At 43.5% G+C, this 22,797-nt stretch carries 22 protein-coding genes; 17 read left to right on the plus strand and 5 right to left on the minus strand.

What is annotated here, in order from left to right; translation table 11 throughout:
* The first annotated feature begins 84 nt into the window (after positions 1-84).
* The 7 genes from pyrD (at position 85) to rmf (ending at position 8,587) form a co-directional block, all read left to right on the plus strand.
* Positions 85-1,095 carry a quinone-dependent dihydroorotate dehydrogenase gene (pyrD, locus tag ViNHUV68_RS06485; protein WP_038174764.1) on the plus strand — a complete coding sequence of 337 codons (1,011 nt, stop codon included), beginning with the start codon at positions 85-87 and terminating at the stop codon, positions 1,093-1,095.
* A 191-nt stretch (positions 1,096-1,286) separates the two neighbouring features.
* Positions 1,287-1,832, plus strand: coding sequence for a cell division protein ZapC (locus tag ViNHUV68_RS06490; RefSeq protein WP_038174762.1), 546 nt, complete (start codon positions 1,287-1,289; stop codon positions 1,830-1,832).
* A gap of 506 nt (positions 1,833-2,338) precedes the next feature.
* Positions 2,339-4,462 carry a bifunctional 23S rRNA (guanine(2069)-N(7))-methyltransferase RlmK/23S rRNA (guanine(2445)-N(2))-methyltransferase RlmL gene (gene rlmKL, locus ViNHUV68_RS06495; RefSeq protein WP_391090027.1) on the plus strand — a complete coding sequence of 708 codons (2,124 nt, stop codon included), beginning with the start codon at positions 2,339-2,341 and terminating at the stop codon, positions 4,460-4,462.
* A 10-nt stretch (positions 4,463-4,472) separates the two neighbouring features.
* Positions 4,473-4,712 carry a glutaredoxin family protein gene (locus tag ViNHUV68_RS06500; RefSeq protein WP_084185954.1) on the plus strand — a complete coding sequence of 80 codons (240 nt, stop codon included), beginning with the start codon at positions 4,473-4,475 and terminating at the stop codon, positions 4,710-4,712.
* On the plus strand, positions 4,693-6,609 hold the full coding sequence (locus ViNHUV68_RS06505; RefSeq protein WP_391090029.1) for an ABC transporter ATP-binding protein: 1,917 nt from the start codon (positions 4,693-4,695) through the stop codon (positions 6,607-6,609). The genes ViNHUV68_RS06500 and ViNHUV68_RS06505 overlap by 20 nt, the downstream gene beginning before the upstream one ends.
* A gap of 5 nt (positions 6,610-6,614) precedes the next feature.
* Complete coding sequence (locus ViNHUV68_RS06510; protein WP_391090031.1) at positions 6,615-8,210, plus strand: DUF3466 family protein; 1,596 nt, start codon at positions 6,615-6,617, stop codon at positions 8,208-8,210.
* Between the two features lie 203 nt (positions 8,211-8,413).
* Positions 8,414-8,587: a ribosome modulation factor gene (rmf, locus tag ViNHUV68_RS06515; protein ID WP_038174819.1), complete on the plus strand. Its 174-nt coding sequence runs from the start codon at positions 8,414-8,416 to the stop codon at positions 8,585-8,587.
* A gap of 130 nt (positions 8,588-8,717) precedes the next feature.
* On the opposite strand, the gene fabA is transcribed toward rmf, so the two are convergent.
* Positions 8,718-9,236, minus strand: a complete 519-nt coding sequence (fabA, locus tag ViNHUV68_RS06520; RefSeq protein ID WP_038174756.1) for a bifunctional 3-hydroxydecanoyl-ACP dehydratase/trans-2-decenoyl-ACP isomerase — start codon at positions 9,234-9,236, stop codon at positions 8,718-8,720.
* A 90-nt stretch (positions 9,237-9,326) separates the two neighbouring features.
* Positions 9,327-10,973 carry a Lon protease family protein gene (locus ViNHUV68_RS06525; RefSeq protein ID WP_038174755.1) on the minus strand — a complete coding sequence of 549 codons (1,647 nt, stop codon included), beginning with the start codon at positions 10,971-10,973 and terminating at the stop codon, positions 9,327-9,329.
* Positions 10,974-11,144: 171 nt separating this feature from the next.
* On the opposite strand from ViNHUV68_RS06525, the gene matP reads away from it, so the two are divergent.
* Positions 11,145-11,591 carry a macrodomain Ter protein MatP gene (gene matP / locus ViNHUV68_RS06530; RefSeq protein ID WP_038174754.1) on the plus strand — a complete coding sequence of 149 codons (447 nt, stop codon included), beginning with the start codon at positions 11,145-11,147 and terminating at the stop codon, positions 11,589-11,591.
* A 15-nt stretch (positions 11,592-11,606) separates the two neighbouring features.
* Positions 11,607-11,921: a DUF3634 family protein gene (locus ViNHUV68_RS06535; protein WP_038174752.1), complete on the plus strand. Its 315-nt coding sequence runs from the start codon at positions 11,607-11,609 to the stop codon at positions 11,919-11,921.
* Between the two features lie 241 nt (positions 11,922-12,162).
* Here ViNHUV68_RS06535 and ViNHUV68_RS06540 read toward each other — a convergent pair whose 3' ends face one another.
* From ViNHUV68_RS06540 to ViNHUV68_RS06550, 3 genes are read right to left on the minus strand one after another with little or no spacing between them, the layout of a single operon-like run.
* The gene (locus ViNHUV68_RS06540) at positions 12,163-13,887 is read right to left on the minus strand and encodes a response regulator (RefSeq protein ID WP_391090033.1); all 1,725 of its coding nucleotides are present in this window, start codon (positions 13,885-13,887) and stop codon (positions 12,163-12,165) included.
* Between the two features lie 7 nt (positions 13,888-13,894).
* Entirely contained in the window at positions 13,895-15,079 is a 1,185-nt protein-coding gene (locus ViNHUV68_RS06545; RefSeq protein ID WP_391090035.1) for an FIST N-terminal domain-containing protein, read from the minus strand.
* A gap of 2 nt (positions 15,080-15,081) precedes the next feature.
* Complete coding sequence (locus ViNHUV68_RS06550; RefSeq protein ID WP_391090037.1) at positions 15,082-15,444, minus strand: hypothetical protein; 363 nt, start codon at positions 15,442-15,444, stop codon at positions 15,082-15,084.
* A 257-nt stretch (positions 15,445-15,701) separates the two neighbouring features.
* On the opposite strand from ViNHUV68_RS06550, the gene ccoN reads away from it, so the two are divergent.
* The 8 genes from ccoN to ViNHUV68_RS06590 all read left to right on the plus strand — a co-directional run bounded on the left by ccoN (position 15,702) and on the right by ViNHUV68_RS06590 (position 22,718).
* Complete coding sequence (ccoN, locus tag ViNHUV68_RS06555) at positions 15,702-17,129, plus strand: cytochrome-c oxidase, cbb3-type subunit I (protein ID WP_391090039.1); 1,428 nt, start codon at positions 15,702-15,704, stop codon at positions 17,127-17,129.
* Between the two features lie 13 nt (positions 17,130-17,142).
* Positions 17,143-17,763 (plus strand): cytochrome-c oxidase, cbb3-type subunit II, encoded by a 621-nt coding sequence (gene ccoO / locus ViNHUV68_RS06560; protein ID WP_038174748.1) that lies wholly within the window; start codon positions 17,143-17,145, stop codon positions 17,761-17,763.
* 16 nt (positions 17,764-17,779) lie between these two features.
* Entirely contained in the window at positions 17,780-17,956 is a 177-nt protein-coding gene (locus ViNHUV68_RS06565; protein WP_004745916.1) for a CcoQ/FixQ family Cbb3-type cytochrome c oxidase assembly chaperone, read from the plus strand.
* Entirely contained in the window at positions 17,953-18,933 is a 981-nt protein-coding gene (ccoP, locus tag ViNHUV68_RS06570) for a cytochrome-c oxidase, cbb3-type subunit III (protein WP_038174746.1), read from the plus strand. Before ViNHUV68_RS06565 ends, ccoP begins: the two co-directional genes overlap by 4 nt.
* Positions 18,934-19,020: 87 nt before the next feature.
* Positions 19,021-19,500 carry a FixH family protein gene (locus tag ViNHUV68_RS06575; RefSeq protein WP_038174745.1) on the plus strand — a complete coding sequence of 160 codons (480 nt, stop codon included), beginning with the start codon at positions 19,021-19,023 and terminating at the stop codon, positions 19,498-19,500.
* 9 nt (positions 19,501-19,509) lie between these two features.
* Positions 19,510-21,882, plus strand: coding sequence for a heavy metal translocating P-type ATPase metal-binding domain-containing protein (locus ViNHUV68_RS06580; RefSeq protein WP_391090042.1), 2,373 nt, complete (start codon positions 19,510-19,512; stop codon positions 21,880-21,882).
* Positions 21,883-22,047, plus strand: a complete 165-nt coding sequence (gene ccoS / locus ViNHUV68_RS06585; protein ID WP_038174743.1) for a cbb3-type cytochrome oxidase assembly protein CcoS — start codon at positions 21,883-21,885, stop codon at positions 22,045-22,047. It abuts the gene before it with no gap.
* On the plus strand, positions 22,044-22,718 hold the full coding sequence (locus ViNHUV68_RS06590; protein WP_391090044.1) for a sulfite exporter TauE/SafE family protein: 675 nt from the start codon (positions 22,044-22,046) through the stop codon (positions 22,716-22,718). The genes ccoS and ViNHUV68_RS06590 overlap by 4 nt, the downstream gene beginning before the upstream one ends.
* Positions 22,719-22,797 lie beyond the last annotated feature (79 nt).

Here is a 22,797-nt window from a genome sequence, read left to right on the forward strand (position 1 = left end):
ATTGCTTTAATTCGTTGAATTTTTCGGTAAAACATTGAATAATACAGCCCCGTTTACACGGGGCTTTTTTCTTTCGGAGGCACAATGCTTTACCGTCTAGCCAGAACTGGCTTTTTCCAACTTGATGCCGAAAAGGCACATGATCTTGCAATTCAAAACTTCAAACGTTTTACGGGTACACCACTCGATCTTCTTTATCGTCAACAGCTACCACATCGCCCAGTCGAATGCATGGGGCTAACGTTCCGTAATCCGGTTGGACTTGCTGCAGGGCTTGATAAAAATGGTGAATGCATAGAAGCTTTTGATGCGATGGGCTTTGGCTTTGTTGAAGTCGGAACGGTCACGCCGCGACCTCAATCAGGCAATGACAAACCACGTTTATTTCGTCTCGTTGAGGCAGAAGGCATCATCAATCGAATGGGCTTCAATAACTTAGGTGTCGATAACCTGATTGAAAATGTTAAGAAAGCCAAATACAGCTGTGTTCTTGGTATCAACATTGGTAAAAATAAAGACACACCAATCGAAAAGGGTGCAGAAGACTATTTGATCTGTATGGATAAAGTCTATCAGTACGCCGATTACATCGCCGTTAATATCTCATCACCGAATACACCTGGATTGCGTTCACTACAATATGGTGAAGCATTAGATGAACTTCTTGTTGAGTTAAAAGCAAAACAAGCCGAGTTAGCGAAGCAGCATGATAAATATGTCCCTCTTGCTCTAAAGATCGCACCGGATCTTAGTGATGATGAGATCAGCCAAATTTGCCAGTCATTGATCAAAAATCAGATTGATGGAGTGATCGCGACCAATACTACACTAGACCGTTCAATTGTCGAAGGTATGAAACATTCGAACGAAGCAGGGGGCTTAAGTGGTCGACCTGTGCAATTACGTAGTACCGAAGTGGTTCGCCGTTTGCATCAAGAGCTTAATAACCAAATCCCGATAATTGGTGTTGGTGGTGTAGATTCATATGTTGCGGCAAAAGAGAAGATGATGGCTGGTGCAAATCTGGTTCAGGTCTACTCAGGCTTTATTTATAAAGGTCCTGGATTAGTACGAGATATTGTTAAAAACATTTAATAGTTAGTATTATTAATCGCTTAAGTGACATTGTCACTAGGGACACATACAGCAATTTTAAGCACTCGAGAAGAGGGAATGAGCTTTCATTTCCTCTTTTTTTTCGTCTATTAGCGCATAGAATCTGAGTATTGATTGGCGAGGTAATTAAGCGTTTTACCGACATTCATTACAAATAAAGAGATGGAACGATGCTTAAACCCAGTGACAAATGGACCTGGTACTATGATGACTCAGAGCAGCACTTGATGCTTGATCTGGGTGATAACATGGTATTTAGAACCAATCTTGCTCGTAAGTTGATTGTCGAGTGCGCGATTGGTATCAATGAATTTTCAGTTGATGACGCCTCAGCTTACATGACATACAAAGAGCAAATCTCATTACTGGGTCTCAGTGAGCCAAAACAAGCAGAACTGACGCTCTATTGTGTTGCGGCAAAACGCTTTCATAAACCTGTTCAGCCTAAAAGCTGGTTCTTTGATTCACTCTCCGATGGTCAGTTAAAGCCTGAGGAAGGGGACCTAATTCGTCTTAACAACTCTTACAGTGATGGCTACTTCTTAGTGCTTGAAGTGGGTGAGAGCGCCAGCTTATGTGCCTCTGTCAATTTAGAAGCGTTTTGGCTCAATAGTTCTAAGTGCCTAGAGTTTGGCCAAGCCATTAAAGTTATGCACGACCGAATTCAATTATGTAATCACCATTTCCATGTTCAACCTATCTCAATGGTTGGATAGGATAGGCGTAAGCCCAATTATCGTTCCTTTGTTTCATTTTCCGCCAGCTTTTTAAAAAAGTTGGCTTTTTTTTGTCTATCATTTACGTCCTAAATGAGACGAGCTGCTCGAATCATCGTCAGCAGCGTGTGTCTCTATTGTGAGATGAGTTCAAAATTTCACCGACAAAGCAATGTCTTTATCCTCATATCTGTCCTTTAAATCTCGCGTAATCCCCCAATAATTCCCCATTTGACGATTTTCTGTTGCTTTATTACGTAAAAATCAATGTCTGGTATAGACCAATTTTAGCGAGAATAAGTATTCACTTCGCTTTAATTGCTTATCGAATAACAGAATTGGTTTTAGCTACTCCATTGGCATGACGTTAAAATACGACACGAGATGTTGATGATTAATTGAACGATTGAAGAGAGAAAAAGGGTGAATTAAGGGATTGAGCTAACAGTAACTAAGCGAGTCAGGTATAATGCGGGGTCATTTTTTTAAAGAATCAAAACATCACTATGCATCAATATCTTGCCGTTACCTCCAATGGCCTTGAAAACCTATTGGTAGACGAGCTGACCAAGCTTGGAATTAGCAACGCCAAACCCGTGCAAGCAGGGGTTCGCTTTAAAGCGACAAATGAACAGATCTATCGAGTCTGCTTGTGGAGCCGCTTGGCTTCAAGGTTCGTACGCGTGCTATCAGAATTCACTTGTAACAATGATATGGATCTTTACTTGGCCGCATCGGCTGTTAACTGGGTGAATCAGTTCCACAGCCGAAACAAGTTGGTTGTTGATTTCAACGGTACTAACCAAGAAATCCGTAATAGCCAATACGGCGCCATGAAAGTAAAGGATGCGATAGTCGATAGTTTTGAAAAGAAAAACCTACCTAGACCGTCGATCAGTAAAGATCAACCTGATCTTCGCATTCACGTTCGTTTACACAGAGATAAAGCGATTCTTGGTGTTGATATGGTTGGAGGTGGCCTTCATCAACGTGGATATCGTCCTGAGTCGGGGCGCGCGCCTTTAAGAGAAACACTTGCGGCGGCAATTATCCTTCGCAGTGGTTGGACGCATGAAAAATCATTCCTCGATCCGATGTGTGGCTCAGGTACTTTATTGATTGAAGCGGCTATGATGGCGGCGAATATGGCTCCTGGTGTTAATCGTCCTAAATGGGGCTTTGAAGTACTGGAAGATTTTCAACCTGAGTTGTGGGCTGAGGTTAAATCCGAAGCATCAGTACAGGCAAAACGTGGCGTCAAAAAAGTTGACGCTAAATTTTTCGGTTTTGATAACGACGAACGGGTACTCAAAACTGCACGTGACAATGCTCGCCGTGCGGGTGTGGACTCGTTGATTGAATTTGAATTGGCGGATGCGGCAAAACTAAAACGTCCAAAAGGCTTTGAAGCTGGTGTTATTGTTTCTAACCCGCCTTATGGTGAGCGTTTGGGGACTCATCCAGGTTTAATCGCGCTCTATACCGCATTTGGCGCCCAGCTCAAGGCTGAATTTGGTGGTTGTCAGGCGTCTATTTTCTCAAGTTCTGATGAATTACTTAGCTGTTTGCGAATGCGTGCAGATAAACAGTTCAAGCTCAACAACGGCGCGTTACCTTGTCACCAAAAGAACTATTCAATTAGTGAGCGTTCTCCGCAAGCAAAAGGTGACAATGTCACTGAATCTTTGATTGCTCCTGATTTTTCGAATCGTTTAAAAAAGAATATCGCTAAGATAGGGAAATGGGCACGTAAAGAACAACTGGATTGCTACCGTATTTACGATGCTGACTTACCAGAGTATAACGTTGCCATTGATATCTACCTCGATAACTTAGTGATTCAAGAGTACGCTGCACCAAAAGATATTCCAGAAGAGAAAGCCAAACGTCGCCTTACCGATATTATTCGTGCAGCGATTCAAGTGACGGGCATTGATGCTAATAAAGTGGTACTCAAAGTTCGAGAGAAACAGAAAGGCCGCTCTCAATATCAAAAGCTATCACAAGAGTCTGAAACGCTAACCGTCAATGAGTACGGTGTTAAGCTAATTGTTAATCTGCACGATTATCTCGATACTGGCTTATTTCTTGATCACAAGCTCACTCGACGCAAGTTAGGTGAAATGGCGCAAGGTAAAGATTTCCTTAACCTATTCGCCTATACAGGTTCTGCAACCGTGCATGCGGCTTGTGGTGGGGCAAAATCAACAACGACGGTTGATATGTCTAACACTTATCTCGATTGGGCCAAAGAGAACATGAAGCTTAATGGCCAAGTTGGTCGTCAGCATCGTTTCGAGCAAGCGGATTGCTTGCAGTGGCTTGAGACATCAACGGCGCAATTTGATCTGATCTTTATTGACCCACCAACGTTTTCTAACTCAAAACGTATGGAACAAAGCTTTGACGTGCAACGCGATCACATCCAATTGATGAGAAATCTTAAGCGCTTATTGAGAGCGGACGGTACTATCGTGTTCTCAAATAATAAACGTCATTTCAAAATGGATCAGGCAGCGTTAGAAGAGATTGGTTTGGTTGCAAATAATATCTCGCACCAAACGTTACCACTGGACTTTGCACGTAATAAGCATATCCACAATTGTTGGGTTCTTGCGCACAAACACTAATAGGTGAGCCGTGATTACATTATTCAGTACAGAGGGCTGCCATCTATGTGAGATGGCACTGACTCTCACCCAACAGCTTAATATCAACGAATCTATTACCATCGTTGATATCGCGTTTGATGATGAATTATTTTCTCGTTACGGCGTCACTATTCCAGTGCTACATTATCACGGCAGTGAGCTAAACTGGCCGTTTGATTTACAACAGTTACAGATTTGGTTAGGAAACAATGGCATTACTTACAATTAATAATGGACTGTTAGCCTATGGCGACCATCCTTTGCTTGATAGCGCGGACTTCGCCTTACAAGAGAACGAACGCGTTTGTTTAGTTGGCCGTAATGGTGCCGGTAAATCGACGTTAATGAAAGTGATCGCGGGCGAAGTACTGCTCGATGATGGCAAACTTACCGTGACTCAAGATGTCGTGGTATCGCGCTTAGAGCAAGATCCACCGCGTAATCAAGAAGGAACTGTATTTGATTATGTTGCTGGTGGCGTTGCGGAAATCGGCAATCAAATTAAGATCTATCAAGATCTGCTCGATCTCATCGCGGTCGATCCATCAGAGCAAAATATTAATAAGCTTTCACGTATCCAAGAGCAGCTTGAGCATTCCGGTGCATGGCGTTACGAAGACCGAATTAAGAATGTTTTGGCTGCACTGAAGCTAGATGGACATGTCAAGCTGACTGATTTATCGGGCGGTTGGCAGCGTAAGGCTGCATTGGCGCGCGCTCTAGTGTGTGACCCTGATGTGCTATTGCTTGATGAACCGACCAACCACCTTGATGTGACCACCATCGAATGGTTGGAAAATTTCCTAAAGGATTTTCGCGGTTCGATTATCTTTATCTCTCACGATCGCGCTTTTATTAAGTCAATGGCAACGCGTATCGTCGATCTTGATCGTGGTAAGTTGGCCTCGTTCCCTGGTAATTACGATAATTACATGATCGAAAAAGAAGAGATGCTTCGTGTCGAAGAGATGCAAAATGCCGAGTTTGATAAAAAATTAGCGCAAGAAGAGGTCTGGATTCGTCAAGGTATCAAAGCGCGTAGAACGCGTAATGAAGGACGAGTTAGAGCCTTGAAAAAACTGCGTGACGAACGTCTAGACCGTCGTGAAGTGCAGGGCAAAGCGAACATTCAGATTGATGACGCTTCTCGCTCAGGAAAGATCGTATTCGAAGCTAAGAATATGAGTTACTCGATTGAAAATAAATCGATTGTTAAAGACTTTTCTTTCAATATCATGCGTGGCGATCGTATTGCGCTAATCGGGCCAAATGGTTGCGGCAAAAGTACACTACTTAAACTTCTATTGAACACGCTTGAGCCACAATCGGGTACCTTGCATTGTGGGACTAAACTTGAAGTGGCGTATTTCGATCAGTATCGTGAAATTCTCGATCCTGAGAAGACGGTGATTGATAACTTAGCCGATGGGAAACAAGAAGTGATGGTCGGCGGTCGTCAACGCCATGCCTTAAGTTACTTGCAAGATTTCCTCTTCGCTCCTAAACGCGCACGTACTCCAGTAAAAGCACTGTCAGGCGGTGAGAAGAACCGCTTACTACTCGCACGTATTTTCCTTAAACCGAATAACTTGCTAGTTCTCGATGAGCCGACCAACGATCTAGATATCGAAACATTGGAACTTTTAGAAGATTTGCTTGCCAACTATCAGGGTACGCTTTTATTAGTAAGCCACGATCGCCAGTTTGTTGATAACACGGTAACGACAAGCTGGATTTTCGAGGGAGAAGGTGTCATCGAAGAGTTCGTTGGTGGTTATCATGATGCTCAGCAACAGCGTGCGCAGTCTCATAAAGCGCGAGTGAGCGAAAAAACAACGAAAACCGTCCAACAGGTTGAGGAAACTCCCAAAACGAGTGCAGTGAACAACAAGCCGAAGAAGTTATCTTATAAACTGCAGCGAGAATTGGAAGTACTTCCGGCCAAACTTGAACAGCTCGAAGCTGACATCGAATCTCTTCAAGAGCAAGTTAACAGCGCTGAGTTTTTCTCAAAGCCCGTCGATCAGACACAAGCCGTATTAGAAAAGCTTGCTGCTCTAGAGCAGGAGCTTGAAATTGCCTTCGAGCGCTGGGAAGAGCTCGAAGCAATGCAACAGGAAAGTTAAATTTAATGAGTCGTAATATATTAAAAGTCACCACATTAGCCGCGATGGTTGCGGCTTCTTTTAGCGCCAATGCTGCGCTTTACAATGTGTATCAGAGTGCGCCTGAAGGTGCGAGCACAGACCTGCAAACTTATGGTGTAGCAATATCGCCTGAAACTTCGGTTTGTTGGAACAATGTTTGTAACGAAAACACTTCTGTTATGGCAACGGAAGTAAAACGCTATCGTGAAGGTTTTCAGTATCGCGACGAAGCTCCGTTTTTCTCACCATTTGGCTGGAGTTATCTAGATGACAACTGGGAAGGCTTTCGTAGCTATTGTTATCGTTTCTTAGGTTATTCGGATACGCTGTGTGAAAGATGGGCAACCCAGCAATACACTAATGGCTACGCCAATGAGCAGAGTGGTAATTATGCGGGTTCTATCGCGTATCTAGATGGTGTATCACTTTACTCAGAAAATACAGTAGTTAATAGTATTGATAGCGGTTTGGCTACTGGTAACCGAACCATTGGTGGTACGCCGAGAAATGTTGCGTTTACCAGTTCTGACGGCAGTACGGTTTCTGATCTTCCTTTAACGGATACAGCAAGTACCACATATGCTGAGTCGCATGCATGGAAGACACTCTATGATGGAGTCAATTACTATACTGTCGGCAGCGTTACTAGAACCAACAATCATTCTTCAAGTGATAACGACTCTAAAGCCGCAGTATGGATAAATGGTATATTGCAGCAACCAATTAGTTGGTTTGGTGGCGCGAACAATGGCGATAGACGTGCTCATGCAAGTGCGCGCGATATCATTAAAGACGGTGCCAATTTGTATGCCGTGGGGTACAACTCAGATAATGATATAAGGTTTAAGGCGACGGTCTTTAAATCAACAGACAGTGGTGTAAACTGGACACCTGTGCAGGTTAACAACTTTCCTTATGATTCAGAACGGTACTTGAATCAAACATTGAAGGCGGTTAACGATAACAAGATAGCAATTGGTACAGCTAAGCTTGATGAGCCACTAAACGGGGCATATTCTAATACGCTATTTTATGTGAATGATTTGGATTCACCTTCATATAAAGCATTCAGTGGCAGTATCTTTTTTTCAGGCGCGAACGGTAAAGCCGGAAGTATCAATAATCATAATGATGTAGTTGGTACCATAGATTATGATCAACATCCTGAAACTAATGGTAAGCCTCGTGGGCAACGTGCATTTATCACTAATCTGGGTGTAACATCTGGCTCAGCGCCAATCGGTGGTCAAGCTCGTTATCTAGATGACTTAACATATGGTTCTGGAGCTTCCTCAGACAATAATCAATATCGTATCGTTCAAGCGGCAGATATTAATGATGCGGGTGTCATTGCTGCAAGTGCTTATTATTGTGCTGGTGGATTTGAAAGCGAAGCTATTGATGCAAAGTGTTCTGCAGGTGCTTCACTAGTTGGTGTAAAACTTGTGCCGATTAATGGGCAAGACGTAGGTGATATTACTGTTCGTCCAATCGAACAGAGTACGGTAGAGCGCCAAGGTGGTACATTAGGGTTCTTAGCACTGACTCTACTCGGCTTACTTGGGTTCCGTAGAAAATAGATTAAATTGTAAACAAGAGCACAGGTTCACATTTTTGGATCTGTGCTTTTTTTTCGCTTGAATTTGGCTCTTTTTTGATCGAATCTTAAAGGTGAAGTCATAAAAGCTTCACATCTACTCGTTACGTCATTGTGTAAACGATGAATGGAGTGAGGTGTTTTAAGTAGTACGTTAAGAAACATTTTATGTATGAGGACGACACTATGAAGAGACAAAAGCGTGACCGCTTGGAAAGAGCTCAATCTCAAGGTTACAAAGCAGGTCTAAATGGCCGCTCGATGGAGGCATGTCCGTACCAACAGATGGATGTTCGATCCAATTGGCTTGGTGGTTGGCGCGATGCCAGAGAAGATAAACACTCTGGTCTCTACAAATAACACTCAATCCACATACGATATAGGAACTTAGCCCCGTAAGGGGCTTTTAAACAGTTACCTGATGCACTATAACTAAATGCACTGTGAACAAAAAAGCGACTCTAGAGAGTCGCTTTACTATAAGAAACAGTTAAAACGCTGACGTATCTTGGAAAAGGCCAACTTTCAGATCTTTAGCAACATAAATCTCTTTACCGTCAACCAGTACACGTCCATCAGCAAGACCCATAACCAGTTTGCGATTAACGACACGCTTCATATGGATTTCATAAGTTACTTTTTTCGCCGTTGGCAGAATCTGGCCGGTAAATTTCACTTCACCAACACCCAGAGCTCGGCCTCGACCTTTACCGCCAACCCAGCCTAAGAAGAAGCCAACCAATTGCCACATGGCATCTAAGCCTAGACAACCTGGCATTACCGGATCACCAGGGAAGTGGCAATCAAAGAACCATAGATCAGGAGTAATGTCTAACTCTGCTAGAATAAGACCTTTACCGAAATCACCTTCTGTTTCTGACATCTTAGAGATGCGATCCATCATCAACATATTTGGTGCTGGTAGTTGTGGGTAACCAGGACCGAACAGTTCTCCTCGGCTTGAGGCTAGAAGATCATCACGGTTATAAGAATCACGTTTGTTTTGCATTATCAATTACTCCAGATTTTGATAGCAGCATGTTAGTGAACAGGTGTACGCTAAACAACTCCGATCAGTCGTTTTGTGGCCATTTTTTACTCAAACGAACCAGTTTTTGATGCGCTCCACAATTCCTTGCGGATGTTCATGTCTTTCAAAGTTTTCAATACGTTGCGCAATCTTGCTGATTACGCTTTCGTCATCATCACCACGAAATGGCTTACCCATTAAGATAGGGACGGCTTCATCAACGGTTGATACTGACCAGATATGAAATTGATTGTTTTTAATGCTCTCAACGACATCTTTGTTGAGCGCTAAATGCTTTAAGTTTGATTTTGGTAAAATGACACCTTGCTCGCCAGTTAAGCCTTGATGTTTACAAACATGGTAAAAGCCTTCAATTTTTTCATTGAGGCCACCAACAGCTTGTACTCGTCCAAACTGATCAACAGCACCAGTAACTGCAATTTGTTGATTTATTGGGTATTCCGACAAAGCACTGACAAACGAGCATAGTTCGGCAAGCGTCGCGCTATCACCATCGACTTCGCTGTAAGATTGTTCAAAAACAACGGATGCAGAGTAGGGTAACGGCTCGTCGAGTCTAAGTGCACTACTGACGAACGCTTGCATTATCATCATGCCTTTGGCGTGTAAGTTACCACCAAGCTCCGCTTTTCGCTCTACATCAGAAATGTCCCCATCGCCGAAGTGGATAACACATGAAATTCGCGCGGGTTCACCATATGACATAGGGTGACCTGGTATATCAATCACGGTTAATCCGTTTACCTGACCAACACTTTCACCTTTGGTTTCAATCAAGACTTGCCCATCGGTGATGTCAGCCAATGCCCGTTCAGGTAGATAAGCTTCTCGGAAATACTTGCTGTCTAGAGCGGCATCAAGATCTTGCTCTGACAGTACTTTACCGTTTGAGGTAAGTTTGGCTTCTTGAAACAAACAAAGATACCACAGCACCTCAATAGGCATGTAGTGTTGGTCTTCAGTATAGCGCGCACCGGCAATCATTAACCGATGAAGCGCACCGAAAGACAGGGGAGGTAACTGATGCGTTTTGACCAACCAAGCGATAAAGCCAAAATAAGCTTCTACGCTCTGCGGCGTTAAGGCAAACTCGTTTTCAACTTCAGTAAACAGGGCAAGGCCAGTATAAGCTTCTGGTTCTATGTACTCAAAGTCTGCGATTTGATGGCGGTCGCCGACAATAACAATTTTTATTTGGTAGTGGTTTACTGGCTGTTCAGTCGCAATTTTATGTGGGTTCGCATTGATTGGACTAACGCCTTGACCAAGAAGAACGGATTTCAACATCTGCCAGCTAGCTGGGTTGGCAAGTACCAAACTTACCGGAATCACTAAATAGCCATTATTCGCTTTATCTAACAGACCGACACTAGAGGTGACAATGTCACCTTTATCATTGCATGTGTAGGAGCCTAATAGAGTGGCGATGTTTAAAGACTCTGTCGAGAATACTGGCTTATTACGATCAATGCGGTTGATGCCGTCTTTTATTAACTGACGATAAAAAGAGTTATCGAGCGAGTTGACGATCAGCAAGCGGCTTAGGCCATCTAAATGACAAAAGGTTGTTAATGTATGCTTGAGTCGAGCTTGGATGTCGAAAAAATCAACCAACTCTAAAGTATCGAAGCGTTGAATCTGAGAGTCGTATTGAGAATACTGAGGGGTAACGGCGTGCCAGCTTTCTTGGTTCATTAATATCGTTTTGTGTCCGCTAAGTAGACGTGAATTATATAGAAAAAGCCAATCAGTATATATAGATAATTTATCTAATGATCTTGGTCTCTTTTCTATTACAATGGGGATTGTAACTTTCTTAGTATAGGGTTACGCTGTCACCTATAACGTTAACGGAATGGCTTCGCAATGAAATATCAACAGCTTGAAAACTTAGAGTGCGGTTGGAAATGGAATTACTTGATTAATAAATGGAAAGCAGGCGAGTCCATCACATCATACATTGATACCAGTGAAGCCGATGCCGCCGTTAATGAGCTTCGCCAGTTAGAGCATCAACCAACGAGAGTGCTGGAGTGGATTGAGTTGCATATGGCTCCCGAGCTTGAGAATAAACTTAAGCAGGCGATTAGAGCAAAACGCAAACGTCATTTCAACGCAGAGCAAGTCCATACGAAAAAGAAATCCATTGATCTTGACTATCGCGTTTGGGAAAAATTATCGTATCGAGCTAATGAGTTGGGATGTACCTTGTCGGATGCGATCGAATATCTGTTGTCAGAAGCGTCACGAAGCGAAAAAGCAAGCAAAGCAGTAACCAGTTTAAAAGAAGATTTGAGTAAGTTACTTGATTAATACGGGGGCTATTCTATGTTATATGTGATTCTAATTGCTGCAATTGTCGTCTTCTGGCTCGTTGCTATAGACAGACCGTTACTGAAGGTGGTGTTTTGCGACGGAAAAGTCACCCAAGAAAAAGGCCATTTTCCTCCGAGCTTTAAACATAACGTGCTCGATATCGCTGAGCGAACTCCGTTTAGCGGAGAACTGAAAGTTTACCAACAGCGCACCGGCACGAAATTGGTTCTTTCGAAACAGATACCAAAGAAAGTACAACAACGTATTCGCAACGTTTTTCCTCATCAAGGCTTCAGAGCCAAAGGCAAGCATAAGAATTCGCTATAAAGCAGTTAATTTGAAAGTTTGCGCAGCGTTACAGTACGAGCAACAACAAATGTTCCAAGCTATCACGGGTTAAATAAGCCAAACCCTTCAGTGCGTATTATCTATCTTATGTTAAATAAGGTGTTGCTAGATTGAAATGTGCCGCTTTTAACGATCCTACCCTAGTTACTTTTCGCGTAGGATTGAACATAATCGTATTTACCATAAAATACCTAATAACCATATATCAGTTAATCAGAGATTACTGAATATGGTTATTAACAATCACTTCAGTCAATGAGTTTTGTATCTCAATACTACGAATTGGTTTAGAGATGAAGGCATTCATGCCAGCGTCTAAGCAAGCTTTCTTGTCTTGCGCTAGAGCATGTGCGGTTAACGCAATAATTGGCGTTTGTTGGCAAAACTGACGAATTTTTTCTGTTGCTGTAATGCCATCCATTACTGGCATCGAAATATCCATAAAAACCACATCTATACGATCGATATTCTGCTTTAGGTACTCGACGGACTCTTTGCCGTTATTTAGAGTGAGTACATTGTGGCCTAATCGCTCTAACACTAGCTTAATCACCATTTGGTTCGTTTCCGTGTCTTCGACGACCAAAATGTCTAATGGCTTATGTTGATTAGTGACTTTGTCAATGGTTGGTGCCATTTGCTGACGCTGAATTGAAACTGGCAGCTCAACCACAAATGTGGCGCCTAAACCTAGCACACTGTTTACCACGATGGTGCCATTCATAAGCTTAGCTAATCGTTGCGAAATGGCCAAGCCTAAACCGCTGCCGCCGTATTTTCTGGTAATCGAATCATCGGCTTGTTTAAATTGACTAAATATTGCCTTAAGACGTGAACGTTCAATACCAATCCCTGTATCGTCGACTTTAATCTGTAGTTTAGAGTCACTCAACTGGGCCTGAAGCGAGACGCTCCCGTGTTCTGTAAACTTAATCGCATTGCCAATTAAGTTGAACACGATTTGCATGACTCGAGCACGGTCGACCCAAATGTAGTCATGTTTATCGAGTGCGATGTCTAAATCTAACTGTAACCCTTTACTAAGGGCTAATTCACGAAAATGCTCCAACACTTGCGACAATTCTGTTTTCAGGTTAACCCACTGATATTTTATCGGAAATTCGCCACTTTCAATTCGTGAAAGATCGAGGATATCATCAATCAAAACTAGTAGAAGCTCTGCTGAACATTCCATTTTTTCCAGAATTTCTACTTGATCCTTTTGATATGGATAACCTAATAAGACATCAATATAGCCAAGAACAGCATTGAGCGGCGTGCGCAATTCATGGCTCATCATTGCTAAAAATCTTGATTTAGCTTCATTGGCGTTCTCGGCTTTCAGTTGAGCTTTTTTGAGCTGTTTAGTGCGTATATCAACTAAACGTTGTAATTGTTCTTTGTGTTCAATATCGATCAGTGCACGCTCTAAAAGAGGTCTAAAGCGTGACAGGGTGTCACTTGATTCAAGGCTAAACTGCCCTGCTCTGTGCCCGATCATGATCAATACGGAATCTGACGTGGCGGTTTGTACTCCGGTGATCAACGCACTGCTAAGCTGTTTAGTATGGTGTGATTTTAGTGAAGAAAATTCACCCAATGAAGCCGGATCGAACAACGTGATACACTCTCCATTAAGGGCTCTAATAAATTTATCACCACAGCCCCACACTGTGTGTTTGAAGCTGGGGTCAGAGCTTAATACGGTGTGATATTGGTGTTGATCGCGTGTCTTCCCGATTACTATAAAGTGCGAAAAATCAATATATAAGCCCAATACCTTTTGCAGTTCTGTAAAGATCTGTTGTTTATTCGCTGCACTGGTAATACTTGAAATTGCATCTAAAATCGCTCGGTTTTCAGCGTTCAACCTTGCTTCGCGCTCTTGACTCTGTTTGAGTTCAATCAAGGCTTCGTTGAGCTGTTCTCTAATTTCTAAACTCATTTATCGCCTAATCCGCATAAAAGGTCGCAGAAGATATCATTAAATTACCGTGTCCATTCTCGCCATTGATAAAGCGGCCTTGCTCGCCAAAGCTAAATGGACATATGAACGGTAAATCGCCTATTTCTTCTTTTATCATGTCATGGACTAACTTGATGTCATCATCTAAATAAAGCATCGCTCCAGCACAAATCACACAAACAGCGCCTGATAAACGGCCATTTTCGACAAATTGTCGCTTAGCTTCTTTAATAACGCGTGCTGGCCTTGCGATTAGCTGAGCTTTGTCACCTGACATTAAGGTGACTTGTTCGCCTGTATGAATGTCGGTAAACAGCAGAATGCCATCTGAGGGGGTGACTGATACTGGGTGAGAGAGTTTATAATAAGGTTGATCATATAGTTGGCCAGCAATGCGTCCTAATGGGTAACGCGTCACTAGCTCGAATTGAAAATATTCAGGCACTTGTGTTTGGCTATGCTGGTATATCCATTCACGATAAACGTGTTGGGCAGGTTTGCCATTGATTTCTATCAGTTCACGCCCTTTAGCCTTAGTGATCACCCCGGAAAACTCGGTCGGTGAATACCCGGAACTAAAGCCTGTCGCCAGTGGTTTTGATGCAAACACCAGTTGAATTGCCAGGCCTTGATGAGTTGAACCGTCTTCGGTAAAAACCGACCATTGCCCTTTGATTGCGTTGTCAGCTGCAGTGGCACCAATGATGGGAACCGGAGTTTTGAACACCTCGTCAAATGACTTTATCAATGTCTCTTCTACCCCAGGCGTACTATGAACAACAGCAAATCTCGGCACTTCTCCTACTCGGTTTGCTTTGATCAGTGCAAGCTCAATCGCTTGTTTTGTCGCCGCAATCGATTCTGACGGAGTATCGAATGGCATTAATCCCGAGCCATAGCCTTGTGAGTTTGTGTCATAAATTGCCATGATGCCAACAACAGAGCCAAAGTGAACGTCACGTTCAGTCATCATTCCTTTGCAGGTTGAACAGCCGATGATAGATACGTTAGGTAGTGCATGTTTGAAGGCTTTTCTCAGTTTCTCGGCACCATAATTTTGCGTAAAGTAACAGACGACACTAGCCAAGTTTTTAGTACTCAAGTTCGCAACCAGTTCTTCAACTGCAAACTGCTCATTTAATTGATGAGTAATATGAGTTTTAAAATCCATTATTATTTTTTGACGATAATGACCTGATGAGTTTGATTTACTACGTTAACAGTTAACTCAAACTCATTTAATGACTCTGGGTAAGAAAATGTCCAAATGTCGTTTTTTTGAGTCAGCTCCGAGGGTGAAAATTGTGCCTTTATCGTTACTTCTGGGGCATCGGTACGAATCTGTAACTCATCACTGGTTATTTGAGCAAAAAACCGAGAGTTATTTACAAAAAAGACACACTCTTCAGTCTCCTCACAGGTCACTGAAATTTGTGACGTATGCACGACAGTACGCCAAATAAACGCACTAATCAGTAGGGTTAACATGATGATTATTTGAACAAAACGTCCACGAGTGAGTTTTTCAGCGGCCATTTGAGGGGTTCTCCGTGTAACAAAGTTCAAAGTTTTAAAATAAAAGGTCAAAACCTGACCGACTGTAAGGTTACTACTCTGTCATTGAATTGTTAAATGCAGTATAGTTGGCGGCTGAAAATGCCACTTTTTTTAAAAATCGGCAAGAATTATTAACCGACTGATACGGTTCTATTTTTCTTTAAGGTTTGGGTGGCATTACGACATGTGTCGTGTTGGAAGTAAAGTGTAGTTAATTAGAAATTGGAAGCATGCAAATGAGCCAAGAAAAGCAGCTTGAACAAAACTACAACTATACAGTCGTCCGTCAGTTTACCTTAGTGACTATTCTCTGGGGTATTGTTGGCATGGCTGTTGGTGTTTTGATTGCCGCTCAATTAGTTTGGCCACAGCTAAACTTTGATACGCCGTGGTTGACGTACAGTCGCTTACGTCCTCTGCATACTAATGCGGTTATTTTCGCGTTTGGTACAAGTGCCCTATTCGCAACGTCCTATTACGTTGTTCAGCGTACTTGTCAAACACGTTTATTTGGTGGCCCTCTTGTCGCCTTTACCTTCTGGGGCTGGCAAGCCATTATTTTAGCAGCAGCAATTACTCTACCGCTTGGTTTTACATCGGGTAAAGAGTACGCTGAGCTAGAGTGGCCTATCGATATCGCCATCGCAGTTGTCTGGGTCTCTTATGCGGTTGTGTTCTTCGGAACATTGATTAAGCGTAATACCTCACACATCTATGTAGCAAACTGGTTCTTCGGTGCCTTTATCATCACTGTTGCGGTGCTTCATATCGTAAACAGCATGGCAATCCCTGTGTCTATGGGTAAATCGTACTCGATTTATTCTGGTGCGGTCGATGCGATGGTTCAGTGGTGGTATGGTCATAATGCAGTAGGTTTCCTACTGACGGCTGGTTTCCTAGGTATGATGTACTACTTTGTACCTAAGCAAGCTGAACGCCCAGTATACTCTTACCGTCTGTCAATCGTTCACTTTTGGGCATTAGTCTCTTTGTACATTTGGGCAGGTCCTCACCACTTACACTACACTGCGCTTCCAGATTGGACGCAATCGCTAGGTATGGTGATGTCACTGGTTCTATTCGCACCGTCTTGGGGTGGTATGATTAACGGTATCATGACGCTGTCTGGCGCATGGCACAAACTTCGTTATGACCCTATCCTACGTTTCCTCATCGTATCTCTATCGTTCTACGGTATGTCTACGTTTGAAGGTCCTATGATGTCGATTAAGACAGTTAACGCACTGTCTCACTACACTGACTGGACTATTGGCCACGTGCACTCTGGTGCTCTTGGTTGGGTTGCGATGGTTTCGATTGGTTCGGTTTACCATTTAGTTCCTCGACTATTTGGTCAACAACGTATGTACTCAGTAGGTCTAATCAATACTCACTTCTGGTTGGCAACAATTGGTACGGTTCTTTACATCGTAGCAATGTGGATCTCTGGCGTAATGCAAGGTCTGATGTGGCGTGCAGTTAACTCTGACGGTACATTGACTTACAGCTTCGTAGAATCTGTACAAGCATCTTACCCGTTCTATTTCGTACGTTTCTTAGGTGGATTTATCTTCCTAGCTGGTATGTTCTTAATGGCATACAACACGTACAAAACGGTAACAGCGCCAAAAGATAGTTTAAAAGCTATCCCACAGCCGGCATAAGGAGATTTAAAGAATGAGTTCTAATTCTAACAATCGCCACGAAATTGTTGAACGCAATGTCGGTTTGCTAGCGATTCTGATCGTTTTTGCTATCAGTCTGGGTGCTCTCGTAGAGATCACTCCTCTGATCTTCCAAAAACAAACCACTGAACCAGTAGAGAACTTACGTCCTTATACTGCGCTTGAGATGGAAGGTCGTGACGTTTACATCCGTGAAGGTTGTAACGTTTGTCACAGCCAAATGATTCGCCCATTCCGTTCGGAAACAGAGCGTTACGGTCACTACTCAGTGGCAGGTGAAAGCGTTTATGAGCACCCGTTCCTGTGGGGTTCTAAGCGTACTGGCCCTGATTTGGCGCGTGTTGGTGGGCGTTACTCTGATGAGTGGCACCGTGTTCACCTACTTGATCCTCGTGAGCTAGTTCCTGAGTCAAACATGCCTGGTTTCCCATGGCTTGCTGACAATGTCCTTGATGGTAAGGACACACAGAAAAAGCTACAAATATTCCGAGATCAGTTTGGTGTTCCGTACACTGATGAGCAAATCGCAAACGCGTCTAAAGATGTCGAAGGGAAAACAGAGATGGATGCCATCATTGCTTACCTTCAGTCTCTTGGTCACGCAATGAAGTAATTAAAGGGGTTAAATTATGGATATCGGTACTATTCACAGTATTTGGACCATAGTGCTGTTTGTTAGCTTTCTTGGTGTGGTTTGGTGGGCTTACGGTAAAAGCCGAAAAGCCCGCTTTGACGAAGCCGCGAACCTTGTTTTCGCTGATGAGCAGAAAGCGCCTGAAAAAGAACAAGGAGTGACTAAGCAATGACGACGTTTTGGAGTCTTTGGATAATCATCATCACCGTCGGTACTCTTGTCGGCTGTGCTGCACTTCTGCTTTGGTGCCTAAAAGATAAGATGGGCGTTGAAGAAGGTGCAGACATGGGACACGAGTACGATGGTATTCGTGAACTGAACAACCCACTACCTAAGTGGTGGACTTACCTGTTCGTTAGTACGTTTGTATTCGCTGCGATCTACCTAACTCTGTACCCAGGTTTAGGTAGTTTCAAAGGTGTACTAGGTTGGCAGAGTTCTGACCAAACTGTGCGTTCTATTGAGGAATCAAAAGCGTCTATCGCTGCTGCTCAACAGAATAAACAGTTGGTTCAATACGCGAAAGAGCTTGATGATGCAGAAACCTACTTTGGCGAAGCATTTAAGAAACTTGCGTACGTCGATGGCTCAACTGAGCTGCGCCCTATCCCTGAAATTGCAGCGGATAGTGAAGCAGTAAAAGTGGGTCAACGTCTGTTCTTGCAAAACTGTTCTCAGTGTCATGGCTCTGATGCCCGCGGTCAGAAAGGGTTTCCTAACCTGACTGACGATGCATGGCTATATGGCGGTGAGCCGCAAGCTATCGTGACAACATTGATGCAAGGTCGTATTGGTCAAATGCCTTCTTGGAAAGATGCGCTTGGTGAACAAGGTGTGAACGAAGTAGTAAGCTACACGCTAAGTTTGTCTGGTCGTAGTGTCAACGCACGTGAAGCAGAAGCAGGTAAAGCTCGCTTTGTTGTGTGTGCTGCCTGTCACGGTACTGACGGTAAAGGTAACCCAGCTGTGGGTGCTCCTGACTTGACAGATCAATACTGGCTATTTGGTGGTTCACGAGCTGACGTTACTGAAACAGTAATGAATGGTCGTTCTGGTGTAATGCCGGCTTGGAAAGACATTCTTGGTGAAGACAAAATTCAACTTGTTTCTGCCTATGTTTGGAGCCTAAGCAACTCAGATAATAAGTAACATTCCAATAACAGCCCCTATTCAAGGGGCTGTCTTTCTTTTAAATTAAAGCCCTAATTTCTTTCATCTTTTATTGAGAACTTTTTTATGGAACAGCCTTGGTATAAGCAGTTTTGGCCGTGGTTTCTGATTACTCTTACCGTCGGTGTATCTCTTTTAACGGTAGTCAGAGTGTTAATACTCACAAATCAATCAGTTCATCTTGTTACTGAGGATTACTATAAAAAAGGTAAGGGTATTAACGTTGATATATCTCGTGTTAGCACCGCGAAAGAGCTGGGCCTGAGCGCTGCAGTTTCTTCTGAAGGCAACACAATTGTGGTCCAGTTTGAAAAGGGGCAGCTCGATCACTACCCTGCTATTACCGCTATGTTTGCCCATCGCACCTTACCCGATAGAGACTTCACTCAGCTGATCACATCCGATGCACGTGGTCATTACCGTTTAACTCTTGAGAATGAGCTGCAAGGTCCGTGGTTTATCGAGTTAACTCCACATGATGAAAAATGGTTAATTCAAGGCCGAGTAGAGTTCCCTACTATGTCATTTGTCCCACTATCCAACTAAGCAAAATCTATGTGCAAATCGTGTTATCACTGTGGTGAAGATGTACCAGCCAACACGGACTACCAAGTAGATATTCTCGGTGAAACCAGAGAAATGTGTTGCCCAGGATGCGAAACCGTCGCTCAGACTATCGTTGATAGCGGCCTCGTCTCTTATTATCAATATCGAACCGCACCGGCAGAAAAAGCCGATCTTGTTCCTGAGCAGCTTCAGGCTCTCATTCATTATGATAATGATGAAGTACAATCGGAGTTCGTTCGCAACAACGACAATTACGCAGAAGTGACGCTGTCACTAGAAGGTGTCTCTTGTGCGGCTTGCGCTTGGTTGATAGAAAAACAAGTGTCGACTAAACACGGTGTCGTTTCTATTCGTGTTAATACGACAACCAACCGTGCGATATTAGCCTGGGATAAAACTCAAACTAAGCTCAGTGAATTACTCTCTTCAATTCACAAACTTGGTTATAAAGCTGCACCATTTGAAGCGGATAAACAAGAAGCGGCCTATCACGAGCAAATGAAGCAATACCTCTATCGTTTGGGGATTGCAGGTCTTGCGACCATGCAAGTGATGATGCTCGCGGTAGCGCTTTATCTTGAAGTGTTTGGCGACCTAGAGCCTGAGTTTAAAAACTACTTTCGTTGGGTGAGCTTAATTTTTGCTACTCCGGTGATGCTCTACTCTGCCTTACCCTTTTACCTCAATGCATGGCGAAGTATTCGCAGCCGTACTCTGGGTATGGATGTACCTGTCTCGATTGCGATGATCTTTGCTTACTGCGCAAGTCTAGTTGCGACGGTGACAGAACAAGGGGAAGTCTTTTTTGAGTCTATCTCAATGTTTGCCTTCTTCTTGTTAGTTGGACGTTTTCTTGAAATGCGCGCCCGTCGTAAAGCAGCAGCGGCCAGTGGTAATTTACTGAAACTTATCCCAGCAATTGCCAATCGCCTAGATGGAGAACAAGTTCCGGTCAAGACACTCAAGGTCGGTGACCAAATTCGCGTCTTACCCGGTGAGCATGTTCCTGCCGATGGTAAGATCATTACTGGTCGTGTTCACATTGATGAGTCAATGTTAACAGGCGAATCCCTACCTGTGGTTAAACAGGTTGATGACATGGTTTTTGCAGGTACGCTTAACGGCGAGGAAGCGTTTGAGCTTGAAGTCACATCTTCGAAAATCGATTCAATGATTTCTAATATCGTCCGCTTGCAAGATGAAGCGCAGCTATCCAAGCCCAAGATCGCTGAAATTGCAGATATTGTTGCGCGTTACTTTGTCGCCATCATTTTGGTCATTGCTGCTGGTACTTGGTTTTTCTGGCATCAAGCTCGTCCAGATGATGCGTTTTGGATTATGTTGTCAGTACTGGTTGCGACCTGCCCTTGCGCGTTGTCTCTTGCTACCCCAACAGCGTTGACTTGTGCCACGTCACGTATGGGAAATTTAGGTATTTTGCTGCGTAAAAGCCACGTTTTTGAAACCTTATGTAAGGTCAATCATCTTATCGTCGATAAGACTGGCACCTTAACCCATGGTGATATTGTTATTGATGATGTTCAATTACACAGCGAACTAACCAAAGACAAAGCTCTCGCCATTGCCGCGTCACTTGAAGAGCGTGCGAATCACCCGATCGCTCGAGCATTTAAGCGTTACGCAGATAATGATGTAACGGTGACAGAAGTTGAAAACGTGATTGGCTCTGGTATCCAAGGCTTATTTTCTGGCCAGCAAGTAAAGATTGGCAGTGCCCAGTTTGTGTTAGACAACGCGGACTTAGCTCAAGCCAACTCCGTGTATCTATCGATAGATAATCAGCATGTCGCGACCTTTATCTACCAAGATCCGATTCGTTCAGAAACGAAACAATTTATTGAGCAATTCCAACGCGCTGGCGTTAAAGTCACATTGCTGACAGGCGATATCGAACATAACGCTAAAATTGTTGCCGATCAGATTGGCATTGAGAATGTCGTGGCTGGTGCTAAGCCGCAAGATAAGTTGACTTATCTGCAAAACGTTGATGCCAATGATATTACAATGATGATTGGTGATGGAATCAACGATGCACCAACTTTAGCGGGTGCGCACTTGTCGGTAGCAATGGGTAGCGGTACTGATGTGGCGAAAGCGTCAGCCGATATGGTCTTACTTGGTGACAGACTTGATAGAATTCTTGAAGCTCGTGAACTTGCACTGCAAACTCGTAAGATCATTCGCGAGAACCTAGCCTGGTCGTTAGGTTATAACGTACTTATATTACCGTTGGCCGTATTGGGTTTCGTCGCCCCCTATTTTGCAGTCGTTGGTATGTCTGCGAGTTCAATTATTGTAGTATCTAACTCTCTGCGTCTGCTCAAAGAAAAAGGTAAATAGATGGAAAGCCTTTATATCCTTATCCCAATCGCAATTGTATTGGTGTGTGTTGCCGTCGCAGTGTTTTTATGGGCGGTGAAGAGCGAACAGTTTGAAGATTTGGAACGTCAAGGGCACAGCATTCTCTTTGATGATGACGAAAATAAAGAGAAGCGCCCAAAATGACACCTGATTGGGTTGGTGCATTTTTGATAGGATTGGTTGGCGCTGGCCACTGTATGGGGATGTGCGGTGGCATCGCTTCTATGCTCACCATGGGACAAAAACACCCGTCAAAGTTAACGCCGCTATTCTATAACCTTGGTCGATTAACCAGTTATGCGGTGATTGGCGCTCTGGTTGGCGGTGCGGTATCAACGTTGACTGAAATTGGTCACCTTAATGACGTTTTGGCTTGGTTGCGACTGGCCGCTGCACTATTTATGATTTTGCTTGCTGGTTATATTGGCCGTTGGTGGCAAGGTTTACTGCATATTGAAAAACTTGGCCAATCTTTATGGCGGGTGATTTCTCCAGCCGGTAAATCCCTGTTGCCTCTTCGTTCACCCATCCATGCTTTACCTTTTGGTTTTATATGGGGATGGCTACCTTGTGGCTTGGTTTACTCAATGCTAACTTGGTCTGCGGTGTCAGGGAGTGCCCTTAATGGCGCGCTAGTCATGTTAGCTTTCGGCTTAGGAACGCTGCCTGCAATGCTCTTGGTTGGCCACGCGGCAACCTCTTTGCATAAGTTGCAATCATCTTACACATTCCGACACATTGTTGCGGTTATAATCCTGCTCTATGGCGTTTATACTGGCTACGGCGCGCTAAGTCTATTATCAATTAACTTTTAGTTAACTGTTTTTACGGGGCTTTTTACACTACCCTTTAGGCTTAATGGGTGCTAAAATATTGATGTATATCAAATAGTGA

This window comes from Vibrio sp. NH-UV-68 (assembly GCF_042940635.1).
In the GTDB taxonomy this organism is placed as follows: Bacteria; Pseudomonadota; Gammaproteobacteria; order Enterobacterales; family Vibrionaceae; genus Vibrio; species Vibrio pacinii.